Below are 20341 nucleotides of genomic sequence, written 5' to 3'. Positions count from 1 at the left end.
CATTTACCTGAACACTGGCAATAAATAGCTATCATCTGCCAGCATAAATATAAAGGCTCTGCTTACAAGCGCTTCAAGAACCTGGGGCTGTGGCGGTTTTTTGTGAAGATTTCAGAAAGTTGGCCGTCAGCAGTGGAATCGTCATCTTGAAGACTTGTAGTATCCAAATGTAACAAAATGTAAAAGAAGTGCTAAGGATAAGGTTACAGTCTGGTCGTGCTAGCCGGTTAAAGTGTATAACCTCAAAAATAATTGGCTGCACTTGTCCCACACCCACAATATGCACGCTTATTTAGTATCAGGGTCTTTTGCCTGTTCGTTTCTGTCGTTGCTCTAATTATCTCTAGTGGTTAAAGTTCCCACAATTTGTCAGCAGGAACAGCGCCCTGATTCTCCAAGTATGCCTACGCTAATGGATGCTTTTGTTCTGGTCGTTGGAGGTGATGCCTTTATTGCCACGTTTCTCAAGCGGATTAGCGATTTAACCGCTCTCCGGGTGGAGGCACTCTCTCAGATGGATGAGGTGATGCCGATGCTTGAGAACCGGCTGCCTCATATTGTAATTGTGCAGGCACGCTTTGAAGGCAGTCTGGAATTATGTTGTCAGATCAAACAACAAACTCAGGTTTCCGGAATTTACTGCATCCTTGTAGAAGATCGTCCCCAGATTACCCGCGAACGGACGCTCTGGAATCGGCAAGGGGAAATGGCGCTTTCTTGCGAAGCTTTGGAAAAAGGGGCAGATGCTTATTTGCAAATTGCTCCTGTAAGAAAAAAAAGTGCAGCCCTTGCACAAAAAGAGATGCAGTTACAAAATCGCTTGCTGCTGGCGCAAATTCAGGCGGGATTACGGAAGGTGCAGAACTATCGCCAGTTGATGCGAACTAACGATTTGTTGTCAACAATGGCGCTGGCTGACCCTTTGACGGAATTAAATAATCGTCGCGCCTTAGAATGGGAGCTGCCCCGACAAGTTCAAAATGCTCGTATTCGCTTACGTCCGCTAAGCTTGGTTATTTTAGATGTGGACTTTTTTAAGTCTATTAATGATAACTACGGACATTTGGTGGGCGATCGCGTTCTCCAACTTCTCTCCGCCCGTCTGCTGCACAATTTGCGCTTTCAAGACACTCTCTTCCGCTACGGCGGTGAGGAATTTGTCGTTATTCTCAGCAACACAGATTCCCAAGAAGCTCCTATGGTAGCTCACCGCCTGCGTCATCTGATCGGCGACCAACCTTTCAGTATTAATCCCACAACGGCGCTGAATATTACTATCAGCCTGGGATCAAGCACTCTCAATGACGCGGACGATCCTAAAGGTGTGAGTTTGCTGCAACGCGCCGACGAAAATCTGTTGCAAGCTAAATCTGATGGTCGCAACCGAGTTGTGAGTGAGTAAAATAAATTTTACTCACTACTAGCTGGTGCTGAGCCGGGTATTATTTAATTTTGAAAATTTGTTAAGTAGAAAATATTAGTAGATATTTCTTCCTTATCGACTTCATACTACCAGAAAAATATAGTAAAGTCTAGCAAGTTAGAAAAAAAATCTTAGTGATTAATTATTAACAACAGACAACTAACTACTAACAAGATGTTGTCCAATTACCTGATAGCAATCTTCCACGGAGGCGCGTTGTTCCATTGCAGTTACCAAGGCTTGGTAAGCGTGAGAGTTTTCCTCAAGCAAGGTACGTGCTTGTAAAGCACTGGCACGCTCTTTTTGCTCTTGGTTGCTGACGGGAATTCCCAACTGTGTCAAAGCATATCTAATTTTCTGGCGATCTTCCGCGCCTCCCTCTGCACTGCCATAAACTATAGTTTCGGCGGCGATACCAGCCATCCAGACAGTGCAGAAGCGATCTAGGATAACTTGCATTTCCCAAGGTGAGGGGAAGTCTTGCTGCAATTTCTGGGTATCAAATGTCACTCCTCCAAGTCCGGAAATTCCTTGTCGGAAGGTTTCCCAGGCGCTGAGAGTGTAACCTGTGATCGGAATTTCGAGTAAGTAAGCGACAAGGAAGTGTCCGGCTTCGTGGCGCAGGATGCGATCGCGATGTTGGGGATTTTTCCCGGCTAACAAATCCAAAAAGATTGTACCAGCTTTACCTTGAAAGGTGAGGGTGTCGAGGGTGAAAAGTCCCATGATGCCAAAAGTAGCGATCGCGGGGATTGCTGGTGATATGTTAAACATTGGCCCCAGCAGACTAGAAAGCGTAATTGCAAAAACACCAATGGCAATTAAATTTAGGGCGGTTTGCTGCATTTTTTAGGGGCTGGGGACTGGGTAGGAGGGACTGGGAACTGGGAATTGGAGAGTGGGGACTGGGGAGGAGGGACTAGGAACTGGGAACTGGAGAGTAGGGACTGGGGAAGGTTTAGTTAATTCTGATTGCTGAGTGTTTTCGGAATTTTTGGCTTTGTAGAATGTTTCTAGACTGTGGCTATCACCAACAAAGCGCCAGTGCCAAGGCTCATAACTAACACCTTGGGGATTATTTTTGGGAAATGATATTTCAAAGCTATAGAAGGGGGCATTTTTCACAAGCCACTTGAAGGCAGCTGTATTTTCAAATCTGGGGCTGAGATTTGTTGCCGGAACGTTTCCATCGCCAATGTCTACCGCGTAGCCAGTATGATGTTCGCTGTAGCCTGGAGGCGCACTGACTTTAGCTCGTTCGCTAGCTGACTGTCCCCGTTGCGCTTTGGTATCAAAAAATAAGTGCTTCTGCTCATCAATAGAGCGGAAACCGGAAATTGGAACTATATTAACACCCGACGCTCGTGCTGCTGCTACCATTGCTTGAAATTGTCTAGCAGCAGCTTTACGCATTTTCAGGCGACCATTAAATGAAATTGGTTGCAGGTCTGAGGCGGGTGCTTCCGGGTAGGAAAAGTGTCCGAAGATGGTGGCTTGGGGTGTTACTGTGGGCGTTGGACTGGTTTGACTGGGCTTCGGTTGGGAAGTTGACGCACTCGACTGGGGTGTGGGACGAGGTAAGAAAATACCCACAAGCAAAGCGATCGCTCCTAATCCTAGCAAACCGCCAAGTAATAGTATCGGCTTAAATCGTCGCCGACGTTTAATTTTAGGTGTATCCCGCAACGCCTCTGGAATATCGTCTATCGGCGGTACTGAGGTTTCTGGGGGTTTTCCAGGTATACCCGCGTTATCCAAAACAGCCACTCCTATTAATTTTTAGTGGTTAATTTTTAGAATCACAACAGCAGTGAGACTGAACTTTACTTGTATCAACCAAAATCCCGTCTCTACAGGAATTTTAAACGCACGTCGGCCTATCAACATCTGTTGTGTATTCCCTTCTTCATCTTTAAGCGTGATGCTTAACATAAATAGAGACTGGCAAAGTAGCATACAGGTGCCAGTCTACTACTATTGTTTACAACTCAGGAAATCATGCCCCCTCTAGTAACTCAGCTTTTAGAACTTTATCTTCGGCTGGGTGGCAGTGTTCTGCTGGGATGGATTTTAGGTCGTCAACTGCCCAAAGTGGTTCCGGCATATTTAGGCAAATTTCTCTTTTGGATTGGCGTACCGATCAGCATTTTTGCGTTTCTGCGCCACGCCGATTTATCCGGGCCAATTTGGATTGCATCGGTCGCCGCTTGGGTGGCTATTTTCTTCGGGGCTGGCTTAGCTTGGATCTGGATTGCCTTGCAAGGGGGGAAAGAAGGGATTGGGAGGTGGGGATTGGGGGCTGGGGGCTGGGGACGGTTGACTGGGGGACAGAATAATGCACATATTTCTTCCGGTTCACCTAATCCCCAATCCCCAATCCCTAATACCCAATCCCTTCTTTGGAGTAAACCAACTCAGGGAAGTTTCCTGTTAGCCTCAATGGTCGGTAACACTGGGTATCTGGGTTATCCGGTGACGCTGGCTTTGGTGGGTTCGCAATACTTTGGCTGGGCATTATTCTACGATTTGCTTGGCACTACGTTAGGGGCTTACGGTTTGGGTGTTGTCTTGGCTGCACGTTTTGGGATGGGGGCGCAAAGTCACTGGAAAATCCTTCAGGCTGTGGTTATTAATCCGGCGTTGTGGAGTTTTGCCTTGGGGTTAGTTTTTCGCAACTTGCCGTTATCTAACCCTATCGAGGAGAGTTTGCGGTTGTGCGGTTGGGGTGCAGTGGCTTTGTCTCTGGTGTTAATTGGAATGCGCCTGAGTCAGCTTTCTGACTGGGATAGTCTGGGGCAGGCGGGGGTCAGTTTGGGGATTAAAATGCTGCTGGTGCCAATGCTGTTGGGTATTGGATTATTGCTGCTGGGTGTAAGTGGTTCGCCTCTGTTGGTCATTGTTTTACAAATGGCGATGCCTCCAGCTTTTGCTACTCTGATTCTGGCGGAAGCTTACGATCTTGACCGCAATTTGACGGTGACAGCTTTGGCTGTGGGATCTACAGGTTTGCTTTTTACTCTGCCAGTTTGGTTGTTGTTGTTTGGTCGGTAGTTAGTTGTGATTAGTTTAATCAGCCACCTTAACAGGGGTAGTGTGCGGGGTAAGGGGTTAGGGGTAGGGAGAGAAAAAGGCTCAACTTGGAGTAACTCCAATAAAAGATTGAGTGCAAAGTCGATTTCAGCAGCGCATTGCCGATAGGTGGATAAGGATTTGCCAACGGGATCGCTAATATCTAAGGAATTTTGCGATCGCACAAATTCTTTGAGGGTAAAAGTTTTGGCGATAATTTCGGGAAATATAGCGATCGCTACATTTTTATGAAACCTCGTCATTGTCAGCACCAAATCTGCCCACTCGATTAGTTCTGCATTTATCCCCACTGGTTCGCGATCGCACTCAATACCGTACTCTGACAATACGGTTACAGCATGGGGCGACACTGGAAAACTCTTAAATTTATGAAGTCCCGCCGATCGCACCTCAATTTCACACCTTTGCCTCAGTTCCCCAACCTTTTTCCGAAATAGCTCTTCTGCCATCGGGCTACGACAAGTGTTTCCAGTACAAACAAATAGAACTCGCATCTTAGAAGTGAGTGGAACAATGGTTTATGCCACTATGCTACGACTGATGCTCCCATCCGCTGACTTGTTAAATAAATCAACTATAAATTATTAGTATAAAAAATATTTTTCTTGGACTCTGTTTTGATATTTTTATATCTGTCAGGAAACCTCAACAGTTATATTGAGAATCATTTTTAATAAATTAACGCATTCACGATGTTTCAGGGCTTGCTTAATTTATTTCAGTTTGCTAAGCTAATCAAATTATTTTATAATCCTTATTCTATGATTAACACTATTACCCATAGGAATTCAATTATAACTATAGTAACCTAAAGCCCTTGAAATATCGTAGAAATTGCCTGCTCAAACCGAAAATTTTCCAATAAATTTTTCCGTGCCGAATTAGAACCCTCTCAGAGAGGGCTGTTGACAAATACAATTAGTTGTGCCGTAGTCTTTTAAAAGCTAATAGCTACTCGCTAACTGCTAATTGCTGATAATTCGCCGCCAGCTCAGCTGGACTAATTTGCTCGTATTTTTCAAAAGGCTGGTGAATCCAGGGGTCGTCTGGGAGATAGTCGGCGTAGTAGTCAGGCTCGATGACCGAGCAAGCTTTCCACCAGATGACGGCGGTGCGAATTTCCTCAACATCAGCGGCAAAGTGCTGCTTCAGCCAGGGGATAGTTTCCCGGAGAGTGACACCAGAATCTACTAAGTCATCGACTAAGAGGACTTTGTTGCCTAACTTGGCGGTTGTCATCGTCAGGGTGTGGGAGAAAGTAAGAGAACCCCGGACGCGATCGCCTGGGCCACCGTAAGAAGTGGTAGCTAAAATCGCCAACGGTTTGCAGTAAATCCGCGATAAAATATCACCCACCCGCAGACCGCCCCTTGCAAGGCAGACTATCTGGTTAAACTCCCAGTGGGATTGATAAATCTTCACCGCCAACTGTTCAATCTTTTGGTGGTAATCTGACCAAGAAACGTAAAGGTCTGCCATGAGGTGTGCGATTTCGATCTAATACTAAGTGGCGAGCCATTTATTTTATTATGAGCGCAAGCCGTTATGAACAATTCTTCCCCCGAACACTATCCCCAACCAACTCCTGAAAATGACAAGCTGGACTTCAAAACAAAACTGGCTTATGGTGCAGGGGATTTAGGCCCAGCGATTACTGCCAATATTGCAGTATTTTTCCTGCTAATTTTCTTTACTAATGTCGCTGGTATCCCGGCGGGGTTGGCGGGTAGCATTCTGCTGATTGGGAAAATCTGGGATGCGGTTAACGATCCTTTTGTGGGGGTGTTGACGGACAAAACGAAATCTCGTCGTTGGGGTCGTCGTCTTCCCTGGATATTTTATGGAGCTATTCCTTTTGGAATATTCTTTTTTTTACAGTGGATTGTACCGCGATTTAGCGGCGAACCAACGGTTCAAATGTGGGGGTTGTTTTGGTATTACGTGGCGATTGGGGTGTTGTCTCAGGTGTTTTACACCGTTGTGAATTTACCTTATACCGCACTTACTCCAGAACTGACTCAAGATTACAACGAACGCACCAGTCTTAATAGCTTTCGCTTTACTTTTTCCATTGGCGGTAGTATTTTATCGTTGATTTTAGCGAAAGTTATTTTTGAAAACATTGCTGACCGCCAGCAACAGTATGTCGTTTTAGCGGCAGTTTGTACAGTAATTTCGGTTTTATCATTATATTGGTGCGTTTTCGGAATACGCGATCGCGTTATGTTTTTTGAACGAAGACGCATTGAAACTGAACAACCAGCATCTCTCCCAATTGGCGAACAGCTAAAAATCGTTTTCAGCAACCGCGCTTTTCTCTTCGTTATCGGTATCTATCTTTGTTCCTGGTTAGCTGTACAGTTGACAGCCAGCGTTATTCCCTACTTTGTCGTCAACTGGATGCGCCTTAAAGAATCAGATGTCCCAAGTGTGCTTATTGGGGTTCAAGGTACCGCCCTTTTAATGCTATTTGTCTGGAGTGCTTTGAGTAAGCGATTTGGTAAAAAAGCTGTTTATTTTATGGGAATGAGCGTATGGATAATAGCACAAGTGGGACTGTTTTTCTTACAGCCCAATCAAATAGGTTTGATGTACCTTTTAGCGGTAATGGCAGGTTTCGGTATTTCCACAGCTTATCTCATCCCTTGGTCGATGATGCCAGATGTGATAGAACTCGATGAACTACAAACCGGACAGCGCCGCGAAGGGATTTTTTATGGTTTCATGGTTTTGCTGCAAAAATTTGGTTTAGCCTTCGGCTTGTTTTTGGTGGGAATGGCTTTAGAAACATCTGGCTTTAAAGAAGCTGTTCCGGGACAAAGTATGCTACCAGTACAACCAGATTCGGCGCTACAAGCTATCCGCTTTGCTGTTGGCCCTCTACCCATGATTTTTTTGATTTGTGGCTTAGTTTTGGCGTATTTTTATCCGATTACCCGCGAAGTTCACGCGGAAATCTTGCTGAAGCTGAAAGAACGCAAAAAAAGTTAGTAGCTAATTGCTAATAGCTCGTTCCTAGCCAACGGCTGGGAACTCATTCTAGCCCCCTTACACCCAAAAAACTTACAGAGAATATGAGGCGGTCGCCTTAGTTTCCCGCTGGGAATGCGGGAGGCTAGGAAAGAGAAAATTTTTTATTTCAACTACTAGACTTTACTTTATTTTCTCTGATACAATAATCTGGATAAGGAAGAAGTATCTCGCAATATTTTATTAAATAATATTTCTATTATTTAATCTAGACATCTCAAAAAGTTAGGTGCGATACAAATTAAAAACTCTTTTGAAACTTTTTAATCCTTGCGCTGAGTATCAGCATCATCGATTAAGCTAAAAACTAATCGAAAGATAGCCAATCCCTACAAAATGCCCCAAAATAATCACAACGCAGTTGAATTTGACAACGTTACCTACTCAGTAAACGGACGACCCCTGATATCAAATCTCAGTTTCAGCATCCAGCAAGGTGAGACTCTGGTGTTACTGGGAAGGAGTGGCTGCGGCAAGACCACGACAATGAAGCTAATTAATGCCTTGCTGATGCCAACAAGCGGGGAAGTGAGGGTTGAAGGGATTTCGACCAGAGAATGGAACCCGATTAAGTTGCGGCGGCAAATTGGCTACGTAATTCAAGAAACTGGCTTGTTTCCCCATTTCACCGTAGAACGGAATGTAGGATTAGTGCCTGCGCTGGAGGGATGGAAGAGCGATCGCATCCGCCAAAGAGCCTCGGAACTATTGCACCTAGTTGGCTTAGATCCCCAGAAATTTGCACCCAGATATCCCCACGAACTCTCAGGAGGACAAAGACAGCGCGTAGGCGTAGCACGCGCCTTAGCAGCAGATCCGCCAATTTTGCTAATGGACGAACCCTTCGGCGCACTAGATCCCGTCACCAGGTTGGAAATTCAGCGCGAAGTACGTCAATTGCAACAGCAACTGAGTAAAACAATTGTCTTTGTCACCCATGACATTCAAGAAGCATTTATTTTAGCTTCCAGAATTGGTTTAATGCACGAAGGACGCTTAGTAGTGCTGGGTACACCAAGTGAATTTTTGCAATCAGAAGCAGACGAAGTTCGCGCCTACACTCAATGTTTGCAAGCTGGAAACCCAATTTTGGCTAATGGCTAATTGGTGAATAATACCCATTATCTATTACCACACTTAAAATAATGAATTTGAATAATTTTTTCAACTTGTATGGCGCTGAACTCTTTCAGTACACGCGGGAACATTTGTTCTTGGTAGGAGTTTCTATTGGAATTGCTATTTTGTTGGGAATTCCGCTGGGGATATTGTGTACTCGCACTAAATTCCACCAACTAATTTTAGGCTTTGCAAACGTCATGCAAACAATTCCCAGTCTGGCACTGTTTGGCTTTCTGATCCCACTGCCATTGCTAGGAGGAATTGGTGCGCGTCCAGCGATTGTTGCTCTTGTACTGTATTCCCTGCTACCGATTATTCGCAACACTTACACAGGTATTATTAAAGTAGATCCAGCCATCCGCGAAGCTGGTAGAGGCATGGGAATGACAGATTGGCAGCTATTATTTCAAGTTGAGTTGCCGCTGGCTTTAGGCTTTATTTTAGCAGGTGTACGGGTGGCAACAGTAATTTGTATTGGTGTGGCGACAATTGCTGCCGTAATTGGTGCTGGTGGACTAGGACAATTTATTTTCCGAGGCGTGGCAATCTTAGATAACAATTTAATTTTGGCAGGTGCGATTCCGGCGGCTTTGATGGCGTTGTTGGCAGATTTTATCTTAGGATTGGTTGAGAATGTTTTAACTATAAAAAAATGATTTTTAAGGGTGCAAAGGTCGAAAGAGAGGTACTTGTTAGATGCTAATTTTTAATTCTTATCTCTGCATTAGTTTGCGTTCATTGGCGTTGAAATAAGGATTATGAAGCGATTTCTGTCTATAATTTGTCTGTTAGCGATCGCAGGTTGCAGCCATAACTCGAATCGGCGCATCGTCGTCGCCTCAAAGAATTTCACTGAGCAAATTATCCTGGGTGAACTTTTGGCGCAAGCAATTGAAGCCAAGACAGATTTGCAAGTTGATCGCCGTCTCTATTTGGGCGGTACATTTGTTTGTCATCAAGCTCTAATTTCTGGACAAATTGATGCTTATGTAGAATATACTGGCACTGCCCTGACTTCGGTGCTGAAAGAAAAACCAAAGAGCGATCCCAAGGCTGTCTACAATCGAGTGCAACAAGCATATAACCAGCAGTACCAGGTGGAATGGACTCCACCTCTGGGTTTTAACAACACTTTCGCTATGATTGTCCGCAGCGAAGATGTCAAGGCGTTAAATATTCAAACTCTCTCCCAAGCTGCTAAGTTTACACCCAAGTGGCGGGCTGCTTTTGGCTTTGAATTCAGCGAACGCCCAGATGGGTTTCCGGGTTTAGCCAAAACTTATGGGATAAAGTTAGCACAACCGCCTCTGGTGATGGATTTGGGGCTAATGTACCAGTCAATAAAACAAAAGCAGGTGGATTTAGTTGCTGGGAATTCCACTGATGGACTCATCGACAGCTTGAATCTGGTGGTGCTGGAGGATGACAAAAACTATTTTCCGCCTTACGAAGCTGCGCCAGTGGTACGACAGGAAGCTTTAGCACAACACCCGGAGTTACGTCAAGCTCTGCAACAGCTGGGCGGACTAATTTCTGAGAAAGAGATGCGAAGGCTGAATTACCTGGTAGATGGGGAACGGCGGGATGTGAAACAAGTTGTACGGGAATTTTTGCGATCGCAGGGTTTGTCAAAGAACAGTAACAAATAGATGGGACAAAAGCTGAAAATATAGAAATCCGTTTGTTACTATAAACAGGGTTTTTGCAAGGGTAACGATACGAACACAACAGTATTGGCTACTAAAACACCAATTACATCAAAAAATTTCAGCAGTTGCGTCAAACTATTTAAAAGAGTTCAACAGACAGAAGCTGATGATAATTGAGAAGGATGAACTGCTGGAGCGATATGCCGCCGGGGAACGCAATTTTAAAGGGGGAGACTTAATTGGAACTTCCCTAAAAGGCACGAATTTAAGCGGAGCCAACTTTCATGAAGGTTCTCTGAGTGAGGTGGATCTCAGTGGAGCGAATCTCAGCGAAACTGCTTTCATGGAAGCATCCCTGAGTGGGGCGAATTTGAGTGGGGCGAATCTGGGCGGAGCAAATTTGAGCGGAGCAAATTTGTTTCAGGCAAATCTCAGAGGTGCAAACTTGACAGGGGCAAACTTGAAAATGGCAGATTTGACGGAGGCAGATTTAACTGGGGCAAATCTGGAAGGGGCAAATCTTTGGGGTGCTTTCTTAACGGGCGCTAAATTAAACGATGCCAATCTGCCCAAAAATGTATCCCCGTAAATTTACTGACGAATCGGAATTTTAATGATAAACTCGGTTCCCTGTGCTGGTGCAGAAATGCACTCGATTTTGCCATTGTGTTTTTCAACAATGATTTGATAACTGATTGACAACCCCAAACCTGTGCCTTTGCCTGTGGGTTTCGTGGTATAAAAGGCTTCAAAAATCCGGCAGCGTACTTCTTCAGTCATTCCAGGGCCATTATCGATAATCCGAATCGCCACTTGATTGTCGTTTAGCACTTCGGTAGAAATCCGAATTGTAGGGATTGGGAACTGGGGACTGGGGACTGGGGACTGGGATGAGGATTGGGGATTAGGGGCTGAACAGGGAGGCTGGTGACTGGGGAATTGGGAATGGGAATCCTCGCAATTCCCTGTTACTGCTTCCAAAGCGTCAATCGCATTCGAGATGAGATTCATAAACACTTGGTTAAGGAGTCCGGCGTAACACTCTACTACTGGCAACTCGCCGTATTCTTTAACAACGTTAATCCCTGAATATCCGCCTCTGGCTTTTAATCGACTGTGGAGGATCAGCAGCGTACTGTCAATGCCTTCGTGAATATCGACTGTCCGCATCTGCGGTTCGTCAATCCGGGAGAAGTTTCGCAGCGAGTGGACAATTTGCTGGATGCGATCGCTACCCATTTGCATCGAAGACAGAGTTTTGGGAAAATCTGAAATTAGGAAATTTAGATCGATAGCCTCGACTTCTTCTTTAATTTCTGGCACTGGTTGAGGATAATGTTTCCCGTAGAGCTGTAGCAGGTTTAACAGATCCTGGGCATATTGATTTGCATAGCTGAGATTGTTGCAAACGAAGTTGACTGGATTGTTAATTTCATGGGCAACACCAGCAACTAACTGCCCTAAATTTGAAAGTTTTTCGTTCTGAATCAGAAGGCTCTGAGTTTCCTGAAGTTCGCACAGGGTAAGCTGGAGTTGAGTGGCTTGTTCTCGGAATTTTGCTTCTGATGCCTTTAGGTTCGCCTGGGCTAATTTTCGCCCTGTGATGTCGGTGACGAAGCCTTCACAGAAAAGTAATTTACCATCCTTGTCGCTTACTGCCCTCGCATTCTCGGAAATCCAAATAATGCTGCCATCTTGGCGATAAATCTGAGATTCAAACTCACTCACATACTCGCGTTCTTGCAGTAAACTCAGAAATTTGTCACGACGAGTTGGATCTACATACAGTTTGTGCTTGATGTCGGTAAGACTTTCTATCAGTTCCTCTGGTGAAGCGTAACCGTAAATCTTAGCCAGCGCTGGGTTAGCACTGATGTAACGCCCGTCTGGTGTTGTCTGGAATATCCCCTCGACGGCGTTCTCAAAAATGCTGCGATACTTTTCCTCAGCTTGCCGCAGCGCCTCTTCTACTAGACGGCGTTCAGCAATTTGGTTTGCCAATTCTCGATTAGCCTGCTGTAATTGCATAGTTCGCTTGAGGAGACTTTTCTGGATTTTTCTCCAACGCTCTACCCAAGTGGGAACATCGGCTGACGAATTGTCACGGCATAGGAACATAGCAGGTCTTTAGAGATGAGTGGCCCCACACCCCAGTATCTGTCTCTACGGGAAAATACGGAGTGATGCCTCTCTCTTGAATCATGTGATTTTTAATGTCATCATTTTGTGATATACATCAGCTTGTTTAGTGACATAAATCGCTGAAATTACCGAGACAATTGCTGTAACTGGGAGCAGCGTTTTTCAGTAAATAGTGATGTGGGGAGCAAAAATAGTTTTGAAAACCTTTAGTCTCGCTGGCGCGATCGCAATTCTGGCTCTCGGTGCTGTCGATATAGCGGCTCTAGCTGCCCGCTTGACAAATTGGCGATTTGACCCATCCTTAAATCAGTTGGAAGTGACTGTGGATGAGGGAACGACACCGCGCTATTTCCTACTAACTCAACCGCCTCGGATTGTTCTAGATTTACCCGATACCGAGTTGGGAAGCGTGGAAACTCAACAATCTTATACAGGACTGGTGCGGCAAATTCGGGTTTCCCGCTTTCAGGCTGGTGTCACCCGAATTGTGATGGATCTATCGCCAGAGGTGGTGTTGACACCGCAACAGGTGCAACTGCAACAGGTGGGAGGCAATGCCCTACAAGGACGACCCCTAGAAGGGGTTCGCTGGGTGTTGCGTCCCCTAATTTCTGGAGTTCAAACCGCAGCGCCTGAAGGCAGCACGCTTCCCCCTGCTAACTTTTTCGGAAGCGATCGCGCTGGTGTAGTGAGCGTACCGCCTCTTAACCCGACAAGCACCGGATCTAACTTGCCAACCGGAACGCTGCCCCCAGCGATATTTTCGCCTAATAGTAACGTCTCCGTCAGCGTTCCTCCCCTGCAAAGGGAAACAGCACCAACACCACAGAGGGAGTCTCAACCTTCTGTCACCAGAGTGGTTGAATTTGGTCAACCGCTGCCAACACCGAAAACCGCCTCACCAGTGCGCCAAAGTAGAACAGAAGAGTCCTCAAACCTACCATCGCTAGAAATTGATGCCGCGGCACCTGTAGAGAGGCGATTGGCGTATGTCAACCCAAATGTGATGCTCCCTTCTGGGAGTGAGCTGATTCTAAGATATCCGGGAGATAAGATATTAAAATTGCAGGCTGGTTCCTCAAGGCAAGAGGTGTTGCTGCTACAGGAAGAAATACTCGACAAAGCTGGCAATATAATTTTCCCAACTGGGACACAGGTAATTGGGCGCTTTGAGAGCGACCGGAGTGGCAGTCGCTTCATTGCCCAAGCCATTTCTCTCGGCGGACGTAACATTCGCCTAACAGCGCGATCGCCACTTTTGCGACGCGCTCGACAGGTTCCCGAAAACAGTATCGTCCCAAATCAAATCCTACAAGTTAAGTTAACCAAGGATTTGCGATAAAGTTGTATTTTTTTGCTAATGGCAATTAAAAATTAGCCATTAGCCATTAGCCATTAACCTTCTAGAATTTGTTTGTTTCCGGTGCTGCTGGGCCTGCTCCCGGCTGATTCAGGAAGAAGTTTTTAGCGCCATCGTTCTGATAGATGCAGCGGATATCAGGCGTACCCTCTAGAGCGCCTGTGTAGCCAAAGGTGTTCATCCGGTTCTTGCAATCCCGCACCTGATCCGATGTCACCAAATTTCTTTGCTCCAGAATAGACCAGTTATTGCTACGCAAGACACAACCAGGACGCATATTCGGCTGAGAAACATAGACATTGAAGGGATTGAGCGTTACATAGACGCGAGTATCCATGACCATAGCACTAGCTCCATACTGTACGCAAAGCTCAGGATTTGGTGCAGCGCGGTCAATAAAATCACGAGATGCTACGTTTTCTGGAGTAAACGTCGCTGTGGAGCTAAAGCCAATCCCCACCCCAATTCCCAAAATAAACACGCCAGCAATGATGGCGATGGAAGTGTAATTGAAAGGGGATGATTTAGAAGCTTTAGGGGCAGTATAGGGGTCAGAGGTAGGGTATTTAGATTTACGTTTCATCGTCGGTTAGGTAATTTTACCAAACTTAGTAGGGAGCGATCGCACTGTTCTTCTCCTAGTATGACTAGGGATGCAAGGATGAGGTATTACTCCTCCTCTTCCTGGTTTCTGCTTTCCCTCAACAGTTGGGAATAGGCATGAGCGACATCTTTCATAGTTTGATACTCTTGTTTAAGCCGTTGGTACTGCGAATCAAAAGCCATCTGCGAGACTTGAAGACTATCCGGATTATATTCAGCAACTTGAACTCCGATTAAAGCTTCTCTAATTAAGCGAACATATATCTTTTGTAACTGTTCGGCTTTTAAAAGCAATTTTTCTACCTCTTTTAATGCTCTGTCATAAGTATCAATTTGGACTGAATATACATCAGAAGTCGATACTAAATTTGCCAAATTATTAATCTTACTATATTGCTGCTCAAGCGCTGACATCTCCGGCTCTATTTGCCAATGTTCTTTAATAATAGGAGCCAATTCTTTTATAGTAGTTAGCTTGGGATCGTTGGTTTTGGATATGGGGGCAATTGCCTGCACATCCTTCAGCTCGTGCCAGGAATAAATGTACTCAACATCACCATTTTGCGTCAGTCTGGGAAAGACTACTTGCACTCGATTCTCCCGCCGAACCATCAAAGGAATTCCATAATTCTTTAGAGGTAGATTGGGATATTTTTGTTCAGCACCTTTCACCAAAACCACAAGGCTGCTTTTAATTTGTTTAATTTTGGTTCTACGTTGCTCAGTAATAATGTAAGCAAGTGCCAAAATTAAGAATATGAAAAAGATTATCAGAAGTCTTGTCATCAGTGCGATCGCTCCAGCGGTTACTTTCCGTGAGAGTAGGCGTTGTTTTATTTTTACCGATTTTGCCCTTGGTTGACGAGTGGGGAGTGGGGATTGGGAATTGGGGATTGGGGATTGGGGATTGGGAATTGGGAATTGGAAAAACTCTTACCCAGTCCCCAGTCCCCAGCCCCCAGTCCCCAGCCCCTATATCTCCAGTCAGTTGAGCGTTTGAGAAATGTAAAGTAGAAATTAAGAAACTCTCTCAATTGGCTGGCATCTGTGAAATCACAAGCGTCCCATAATTTGGGCAAAACCTTGAAAAGCTCCCAGTTTCAGACCCTGATCGCCGACACTCTCACCGTATTTTGGGGGGATTGGTTAGATTTACGGGTTAGGATTCTGCCTGTGGCGGCATCTGGACTGGTATCGCCTCTAATATACATTCTGGCTTTTGGCTTAGGGCTGGGTAGTTCCATCAAGCCTGGTGCAGGAATTAGCAGCAACTACAATAACTACTTAGAATTTATGCTGCCGGGGATGGTGGCGCTATCATCGATGGTGATTAGCTTCACTGGTACAACGTTTTCCATTTGTGGAGAACGCCTCTACACAAAGACGTTTGAGGAAATGCTGCTGGTTCCCGTACATCCTCTAGCTTTGCACTTGGGAAAAATGCTGGCGGGAGTGGTGCGGGGGCTGTTGACGGCGGGTGCTGTAATTGTGGTGGCGGTGCTATTTACCGGAAAAATTTGGAGTTTTTTAAACCCGTTGTTTCTGCTGTTGGTGGTGCTGAATTGCGCTGTATTTGCCGGGTTAGGTGTGATTGTCGGGTTGAGCGTGCGATCGCTTGAAGCTGTCGGTCTGTACAATAACTTTTTAATTATTCCCATGTCGTTTTTGGGAGCGACTTTTTTCGATCCTGCCACTCTCCCCGCAGCCCTGAAGGTAATTGTCTATTTCCTACCTTTAACTTATACCAGCATTGGCTTACGCGCTGCTGCCTATTTCCCAGTGTCCCAGTTTCCCTGGTACGCGATACCAGTTTTGCTGGTGGCTGCGATCGCGCTTTCCTTCGTCGGTGCTTATCAATTTGCTCACCAACAAGATTAATAGTAGGGTGAAGCGATCGCCTCAAGGGTGGTTTACTGTAGCTTATTCATCTCTACGATTTAGCGCTCTTACACTCTGAGAATCTTGTGACACAATCAGTTGGGGATCGCTTTGAAGGGCGTTATTAGAGCTATCGGGATGCTGTGTTTTAGCAGTGCGGGGAAGGAAGGCTTGCAGTGCATACCAATTTTCCACTTGAGCGATCGCTTGCTTTGAATTGTTAATGTCATCAGCACTACTGGAGCTTGTAGCCAATTCAGCAAGGGTAGCGATCGCGCCATTTTCCCACACCGCGTGCGACCCATCTATCATCCGATCGGAGTTGTTGATCTGCTTGGCATAGCTTTGCGTTCTGCCAAGCGTTCCCACATCGGTAATGGAATAAAAAGATATTACCGTTGCTGCTGCCACGGTTCCAAGAGTAATTAACGCGGCGGCTGCGGTATTTACTGAGAGTTGTTTAATAAACATTGAGTCGCACCCTTCAATTGCTCTAGCAAAGAGCTATGTGTGCAAATTCTCCCTTACTTCCACGCTTCAAAGCTTCAGTAAATATACTGATTTTTAAGTAAAGCTTATTTGTATTAGTTGTGTTTTTTTAGTTTTATTTGTTGTATTTGTTTGGCTATTTCAAGCAATTAAACGCTTGCACAAAGTGACATATTAGTATAACTAAAACAAAAATTAGTTGTCAAAAAGAAGCGATCGCACTTTCCTTCGTCGGGGCTTATCAATTCGCTCAGCAGCAAGATTAAATTTTGAACTGCCAAAATGCTAAGAATTTCCAGAAGAGGATTTAATTGCGCGATCGCTGTGTTGACTCAGCCTCTACCTCAACCTAGTCGCTACCTGGACTCGGCTAGTGGAGTGCCATCTTCGGTCTTTCCAGATATCAAAAACATCATTGTTTCGACTATCAACTCGATGACATCCCATCCAATGGTTGTCATCTCTAGCTCGTAAAAATGTTGCAGCCTTGACTCGAATATCATTATGCCATGTATTATCATCAACTTTCCATACCTGGAAACAATGATGATTTATGCTATCAAGTTTGCAGAATCTCATCCAATGGTTGTCATCTTTACCTTGCAACATTAAGGCTTTCTGAGCAACAATTTCGCCATTTTCAATCCCAGCTTTTACAGATTTAATTTCTGCAAAAGCCGCATTAACGGTGTCTTGAGCAATCTTAGATTCTTTGTGAGCATATTCAGCTATTTTTTCGGCTTGTTTTACTGAATTCTCAAAGCGTTCGTTGGTAGCCTGAAGTTCTGCTTTTGTCACCAGAGGCTCTGCTTTAATAGCTTGAAGCTCATCTTTCAGAGTTTTAATTTCTGTCTTACAAGCTTTTATTTCTGTTTGAGCAGCCTGAAGTTCTGCTTTCAAATTTTTCTGAGACGCCTGAAGCTCTTTTAATATCTGTAGTTCTGCCTGAAACTGTTCGCGTGTTCGTTCTAATTCTGCGATCGCCCTTTCGTAATACCCTAGAGGCGTTTTCCAGTCTCCAGCACCAGCTTTAGTCATAACCAAATTTTCCTAACAGTAATTAATCTTAGTAACCCAGGCTACTCAATTCGCTACCCCAGCCAAATTTTAGTGTCTGTAACTAAGTAGCAAACCTTTAGATATTGCAACTTAAAAGTTTCGAGGCGAGAGAATAAAATGAACCTACCCCACCTCCGCCCCAATCATCCCATATCCTTGCAGGGAGATGACCAGCAGGTGCTGCGGTTGAAAAATTTATATATCTGTACCAAAGCCACTGGTTGTTCGCACGCCAGCCGATGCGATCGCCAAAATCCTGCCAAATTTTTGAATCGTATTTTATTGCTCCTCCCAAGCTTTTATAAATGTGAATTTGCACGCTCAATCCAAAATGCCCATTACTGTATTTAACCCACAGTTGGTCAATGGTGCGGATATCTTCACAGAAGAATTTATCAATATCTTCGTTTTTCAAACAGCCTTCTTTTTGCCTCCCTGCTACCTCCAACATTTTCTTAAAAGTTTCCTCATCTGCTTCTTGCCATTTTCCTGCTGCTAATAGCTGCTCAAGTTTCCGATAATCTACTCCTAATCCAGAAATTTTATGCCATGTATCATCATTGCTTTTCCATACTTGAAAGCAATGATTATTTACACTATCGAGTTCGCGAAATCTCATCCAGTGCTGGTCGTCTTTACCTTGTAGCATTAGTGCCTTATGAGCAATAATTGTTCCATCTTCAATACCAGCTTTAACAGACTCGATTTCAGAATTAGCACTATTAGCTGTTGTTTCAGCTTCGTTAGATTTAACGTAAGCATATTCAGCTATTTTTTGGGTTTCTGTTACTAAATTCTCAAAACGTTCATTAGTAGTCTGAAGTTCTGTTTTAGTGGACTTAAGTTCTACCTTAGTAGTTTCTAGTTGTCGCTGATAATTTTGAATCTCACTTTTCAAGTCTTGTATTTCTGTCTGAAACTCTGCTTTCAGATTTACGTGAGAAGCCTGAAGCTCTCTCAATATTTGTAGTTCTGTTTGAAACTCTTCGCGTGTTCGTTCTAGTTCTGCGATCGCTTTTTCATAAAACCCAAGCGGCGTTTTCCAGTCATCAGCACCAGCTTTACCCATAAAAATCTCTTCTCCTTCTTATTTTATGTATCCTCTTTACCTGTGAAGAATGGCTGCGACTTTTCAGACTTTAGCAAAAGAGGATCGGTAGAATCATAAGTCTTGATTGTTCCGCGCCAAAACTCACAAAGTACGCCATATTTGAGCCAATCTTGAATAGCTATCCTTTTCAACTCTGGAGATTTTTTTACTAAAGCAGCCATCATCGCTGCATTGTGTTGAAGTTGTCCATAAATCTTCAGCACCTCGTCAATAGAACTTTTCTCATTCAACTTGCTCAACTCATAGCATTCGCTTAGTTCATAAAGCTCAATGTCCGAAAGCCTAGCACCAGGCTTCAATCCTATTTTGAGCCTCTGTCTACATTTATCAAAAGGATTCGGCAAAGCATGAGCTAAATGCTTTTTTAACTCATTCCGAATCTGTTCAAGCTTTCCATCTATCGCTTCGTCTATCTTATCTACAAGCTGATTAGCATCTTTAAATAACTTCTCTTCTAAAAAATTAATTTGTGTAAAAATTGCGGTAGTGCCTAAAGTCAAGGCTTCCATGAACATCAGAGAAATTTGGTTAATTCGATTTTCTAAATAGGTATCAGTTATTCCGATAGTTTCTCTTACATCTCTAAGCGCTGCTACTCGCACTTGATTAATGTTTTCCAAAGCATCTTTTACTTTTTCATCAGTCTGGTTTAGTAGAGATTCGATATCACCTATCGTCTTAGTTTCTAATTCCTCCATTTCATTTTTTGCTTGTTTGATTCGGTTTTGAGCTATGTAATCAAGCTTGTCAGCTAAGGGATATAGTTTTTTATCAAACAATTCACTTATTTCTTTCCCAGCTGATTTCACGAAATCCTGCGAAACGTCTTTAGAAGCACGGTCTAATTTTTTAATAAAACCTCCAAAGATCCATCCCAGCATTTCTCACCATCCTTGCACCGCTAAGCTGGCAGCATTCATCAAAGTCTATCGCACTAGCTACTTATGGTGTTTCCGTACAAATACTGAAAAAGCCGGTTTCTACAAGAAACCGACTTTTTAAAAACTTACTAAAATTATCCTGTCAACTAAAACGCGCCCAGCAACTTATGGATAATAGAGTTGATAATGCTGAGTGCAATTGAGCCTATACAACGCACTCCAAATCCCCCAGCGCAAGCGAAATCCATGTACTAAATAAGCAGCTAAACCAAAGATAATCGCGTTGAGTACAAAGAGGAAAAGACCAAAAGTTAGGATGGTAATTGGCAAAGACAAAAAGAAAATAACTGGACGCACTAAAGCATTCAGGAGTCCAAAAACTGCTGCTGAAATGAGGGCTTTGGGAAAAGTGTCAATTTCAACACCGATTGGTAATTTGGAAATGATAAACAAGCTAACAGCAGTGATTAGCCAAGCAACCAGAAGCGAAACAATATCCATCTT

At 44.3% G+C, this 20341-nt stretch carries 21 protein-coding genes and 1 pseudogene; 10 read left to right on the top strand and 12 right to left on the bottom strand.

Features of this window, described 5'->3' with window-relative positions:
• Positions 1-346: 346 nt before the first annotated feature.
• Entirely contained in the window at positions 347-1402 is a 1056-nt protein-coding gene (locus tag NDI42_RS15420) for a GGDEF domain-containing protein (protein WP_313931463.1), read from the top strand.
• Positions 1403-1582: 180 nt separating this feature from the next.
• Here the strand turns inward: NDI42_RS15420 and NDI42_RS15415 are convergent, their stop codons facing one another.
• Together NDI42_RS15415 and NDI42_RS15410 are read right to left on the bottom strand one after the other, a co-directional pair.
• Entirely contained in the window at positions 1583-2269 is a 687-nt protein-coding gene (locus NDI42_RS15415) for an ATP-dependent Zn protease (protein ID WP_190458921.1), read from the bottom strand.
• A 3-nt stretch (positions 2270-2272) separates the two neighbouring features.
• Positions 2273-3181 carry a M15 family metallopeptidase gene (locus NDI42_RS15410; RefSeq protein WP_190458919.1) on the bottom strand — a complete coding sequence of 303 codons (909 nt, stop codon included), beginning with the start codon at positions 3179-3181 and terminating at the stop codon, positions 2273-2275.
• A gap of 240 nt (positions 3182-3421) precedes the next feature.
• Here NDI42_RS15410 and NDI42_RS15405 point away from each other — a divergent pair, with 240 nt between their 5' ends.
• Positions 3422-4474 carry an AEC family transporter gene (locus NDI42_RS15405; protein ID WP_190458917.1) on the top strand — a complete coding sequence of 351 codons (1053 nt, stop codon included), beginning with the start codon at positions 3422-3424 and terminating at the stop codon, positions 4472-4474.
• Here the strand turns inward: NDI42_RS15405 and NDI42_RS15400 are convergent.
• Positions 4375-5007: a low molecular weight protein arginine phosphatase gene (locus NDI42_RS15400; RefSeq protein ID WP_190458915.1), complete on the bottom strand. Its 633-nt coding sequence runs from the start codon at positions 5005-5007 to the stop codon at positions 4375-4377. The genes NDI42_RS15405 and NDI42_RS15400 overlap by 100 nt on opposite strands.
• A gap of 457 nt (positions 5008-5464) precedes the next feature.
• Positions 5465-5992, bottom strand: coding sequence for a phosphoribosyltransferase (locus NDI42_RS15395; RefSeq protein ID WP_190458913.1), 528 nt, complete (start codon positions 5990-5992; stop codon positions 5465-5467).
• Positions 5993-6058: 66 nt separating this feature from the next.
• Here NDI42_RS15395 and NDI42_RS15390 point away from each other — a divergent pair, with 66 nt between their 5' ends.
• The 5 genes from NDI42_RS15390 (at position 6059) to NDI42_RS15370 (ending at position 10903) form a co-directional block, all read left to right on the top strand.
• Complete coding sequence (locus NDI42_RS15390) at positions 6059-7504, top strand: MFS transporter (RefSeq protein WP_190458911.1); 1446 nt, start codon at positions 6059-6061, stop codon at positions 7502-7504.
• A gap of 375 nt (positions 7505-7879) precedes the next feature.
• Entirely contained in the window at positions 7880-8647 is a 768-nt protein-coding gene (locus NDI42_RS15385; RefSeq protein ID WP_190458909.1) for an ATP-binding cassette domain-containing protein, read from the top strand.
• A 41-nt stretch (positions 8648-8688) separates the two neighbouring features.
• Positions 8689-9321, top strand: coding sequence for an ABC transporter permease (locus NDI42_RS15380; RefSeq protein WP_190445318.1), 633 nt, complete (start codon positions 8689-8691; stop codon positions 9319-9321).
• A 102-nt stretch (positions 9322-9423) separates the two neighbouring features.
• Positions 9424-10314, top strand: a complete 891-nt coding sequence (locus tag NDI42_RS15375; protein ID WP_190458907.1) for a glycine betaine ABC transporter substrate-binding protein — start codon at positions 9424-9426, stop codon at positions 10312-10314.
• A gap of 166 nt (positions 10315-10480) precedes the next feature.
• Positions 10481-10903: a pentapeptide repeat-containing protein gene (locus tag NDI42_RS15370; protein ID WP_199294988.1), complete on the top strand. Its 423-nt coding sequence runs from the start codon at positions 10481-10483 to the stop codon at positions 10901-10903.
• 2 nt (positions 10904-10905) lie between these two features.
• Here the strand turns inward: NDI42_RS15370 and NDI42_RS15365 are convergent, their stop codons facing one another.
• On the bottom strand, positions 10906-12432 hold the full coding sequence (locus NDI42_RS15365) for a sensor histidine kinase (RefSeq protein WP_190458905.1): 1527 nt from the start codon (positions 12430-12432) through the stop codon (positions 10906-10908).
• A 199-nt stretch (positions 12433-12631) separates the two neighbouring features.
• Between NDI42_RS15365 and NDI42_RS15360 the strand changes: the two genes are divergently transcribed.
• Positions 12632-13798, top strand: coding sequence for an AMIN domain-containing protein (locus NDI42_RS15360; protein ID WP_348231425.1), 1167 nt, complete (start codon positions 12632-12634; stop codon positions 13796-13798).
• Between the two features lie 61 nt (positions 13799-13859).
• On the opposite strand, the gene NDI42_RS15355 is transcribed toward NDI42_RS15360, so the two are convergent.
• Together NDI42_RS15355 and NDI42_RS15350 are read right to left on the bottom strand one after the other, a co-directional pair.
• Positions 13860-14399, bottom strand: coding sequence for a DUF3172 domain-containing protein (locus tag NDI42_RS15355; RefSeq protein ID WP_190424837.1), 540 nt, complete (start codon positions 14397-14399; stop codon positions 13860-13862).
• An 86-nt stretch (positions 14400-14485) separates the two neighbouring features.
• Positions 14486-15166: a hypothetical protein gene (locus tag NDI42_RS15350; RefSeq protein ID WP_348231424.1), complete on the bottom strand. Its 681-nt coding sequence runs from the start codon at positions 15164-15166 to the stop codon at positions 14486-14488.
• A 32-nt stretch (positions 15167-15198) separates the two neighbouring features.
• Between NDI42_RS15350 and NDI42_RS15345 the strand changes: the two genes are divergently transcribed.
• Both NDI42_RS15345 and NDI42_RS15340 read left to right on the top strand, forming a co-directional pair.
• Positions 15199-15411 (top strand): hypothetical protein, encoded by a 213-nt coding sequence (locus NDI42_RS15345; RefSeq protein WP_206755958.1) that lies wholly within the window; start codon positions 15199-15201, stop codon positions 15409-15411.
• 55 nt (positions 15412-15466) lie between these two features.
• Positions 15467-16297, top strand: coding sequence for an ABC transporter permease (locus NDI42_RS15340; protein WP_190424832.1), 831 nt, complete (start codon positions 15467-15469; stop codon positions 16295-16297).
• Positions 16298-16339: 42 nt separating this feature from the next.
• On the opposite strand, the gene NDI42_RS15335 is transcribed toward NDI42_RS15340, so the two are convergent.
• The 5 genes and pseudogenes from NDI42_RS15335 to NDI42_RS15315 form a co-directional block, all read right to left on the bottom strand.
• Positions 16340-16768 (bottom strand): hypothetical protein, encoded by a 429-nt coding sequence (locus tag NDI42_RS15335; protein ID WP_190458899.1) that lies wholly within the window; start codon positions 16766-16768, stop codon positions 16340-16342.
• 357 nt (positions 16769-17125) lie between these two features.
• Positions 17126-17824: a hypothetical protein gene (locus NDI42_RS15330; protein ID WP_190458898.1), complete on the bottom strand. Its 699-nt coding sequence runs from the start codon at positions 17822-17824 to the stop codon at positions 17126-17128.
• A gap of 97 nt (positions 17825-17921) precedes the next feature.
• Complete coding sequence (locus tag NDI42_RS15325) at positions 17922-18914, bottom strand: GUN4 domain-containing protein (protein ID WP_190458897.1); 993 nt, start codon at positions 18912-18914, stop codon at positions 17922-17924.
• Positions 18915-18937: 23 nt separating this feature from the next.
• Entirely contained in the window at positions 18938-19837 is a 900-nt protein-coding gene (locus NDI42_RS15320) for a hypothetical protein (protein WP_190458895.1), read from the bottom strand.
• A gap of 146 nt (positions 19838-19983) precedes the next feature.
• Positions 19984-20338, bottom strand: a pseudogene (locus tag NDI42_RS15315) (phage holin family protein).
• Positions 20339-20341: the final 3 nt, after the last annotated feature.

It is taken from the genome of Funiculus sociatus GB2-C1 (assembly GCF_039962115.1).
Taxonomy (GTDB): domain Bacteria; phylum Cyanobacteriota; class Cyanobacteriia; order Cyanobacteriales; family FACHB-T130; genus Funiculus; species Funiculus sociatus.
This window is presented reverse-complemented; position numbering and strand designations above follow the sequence as displayed.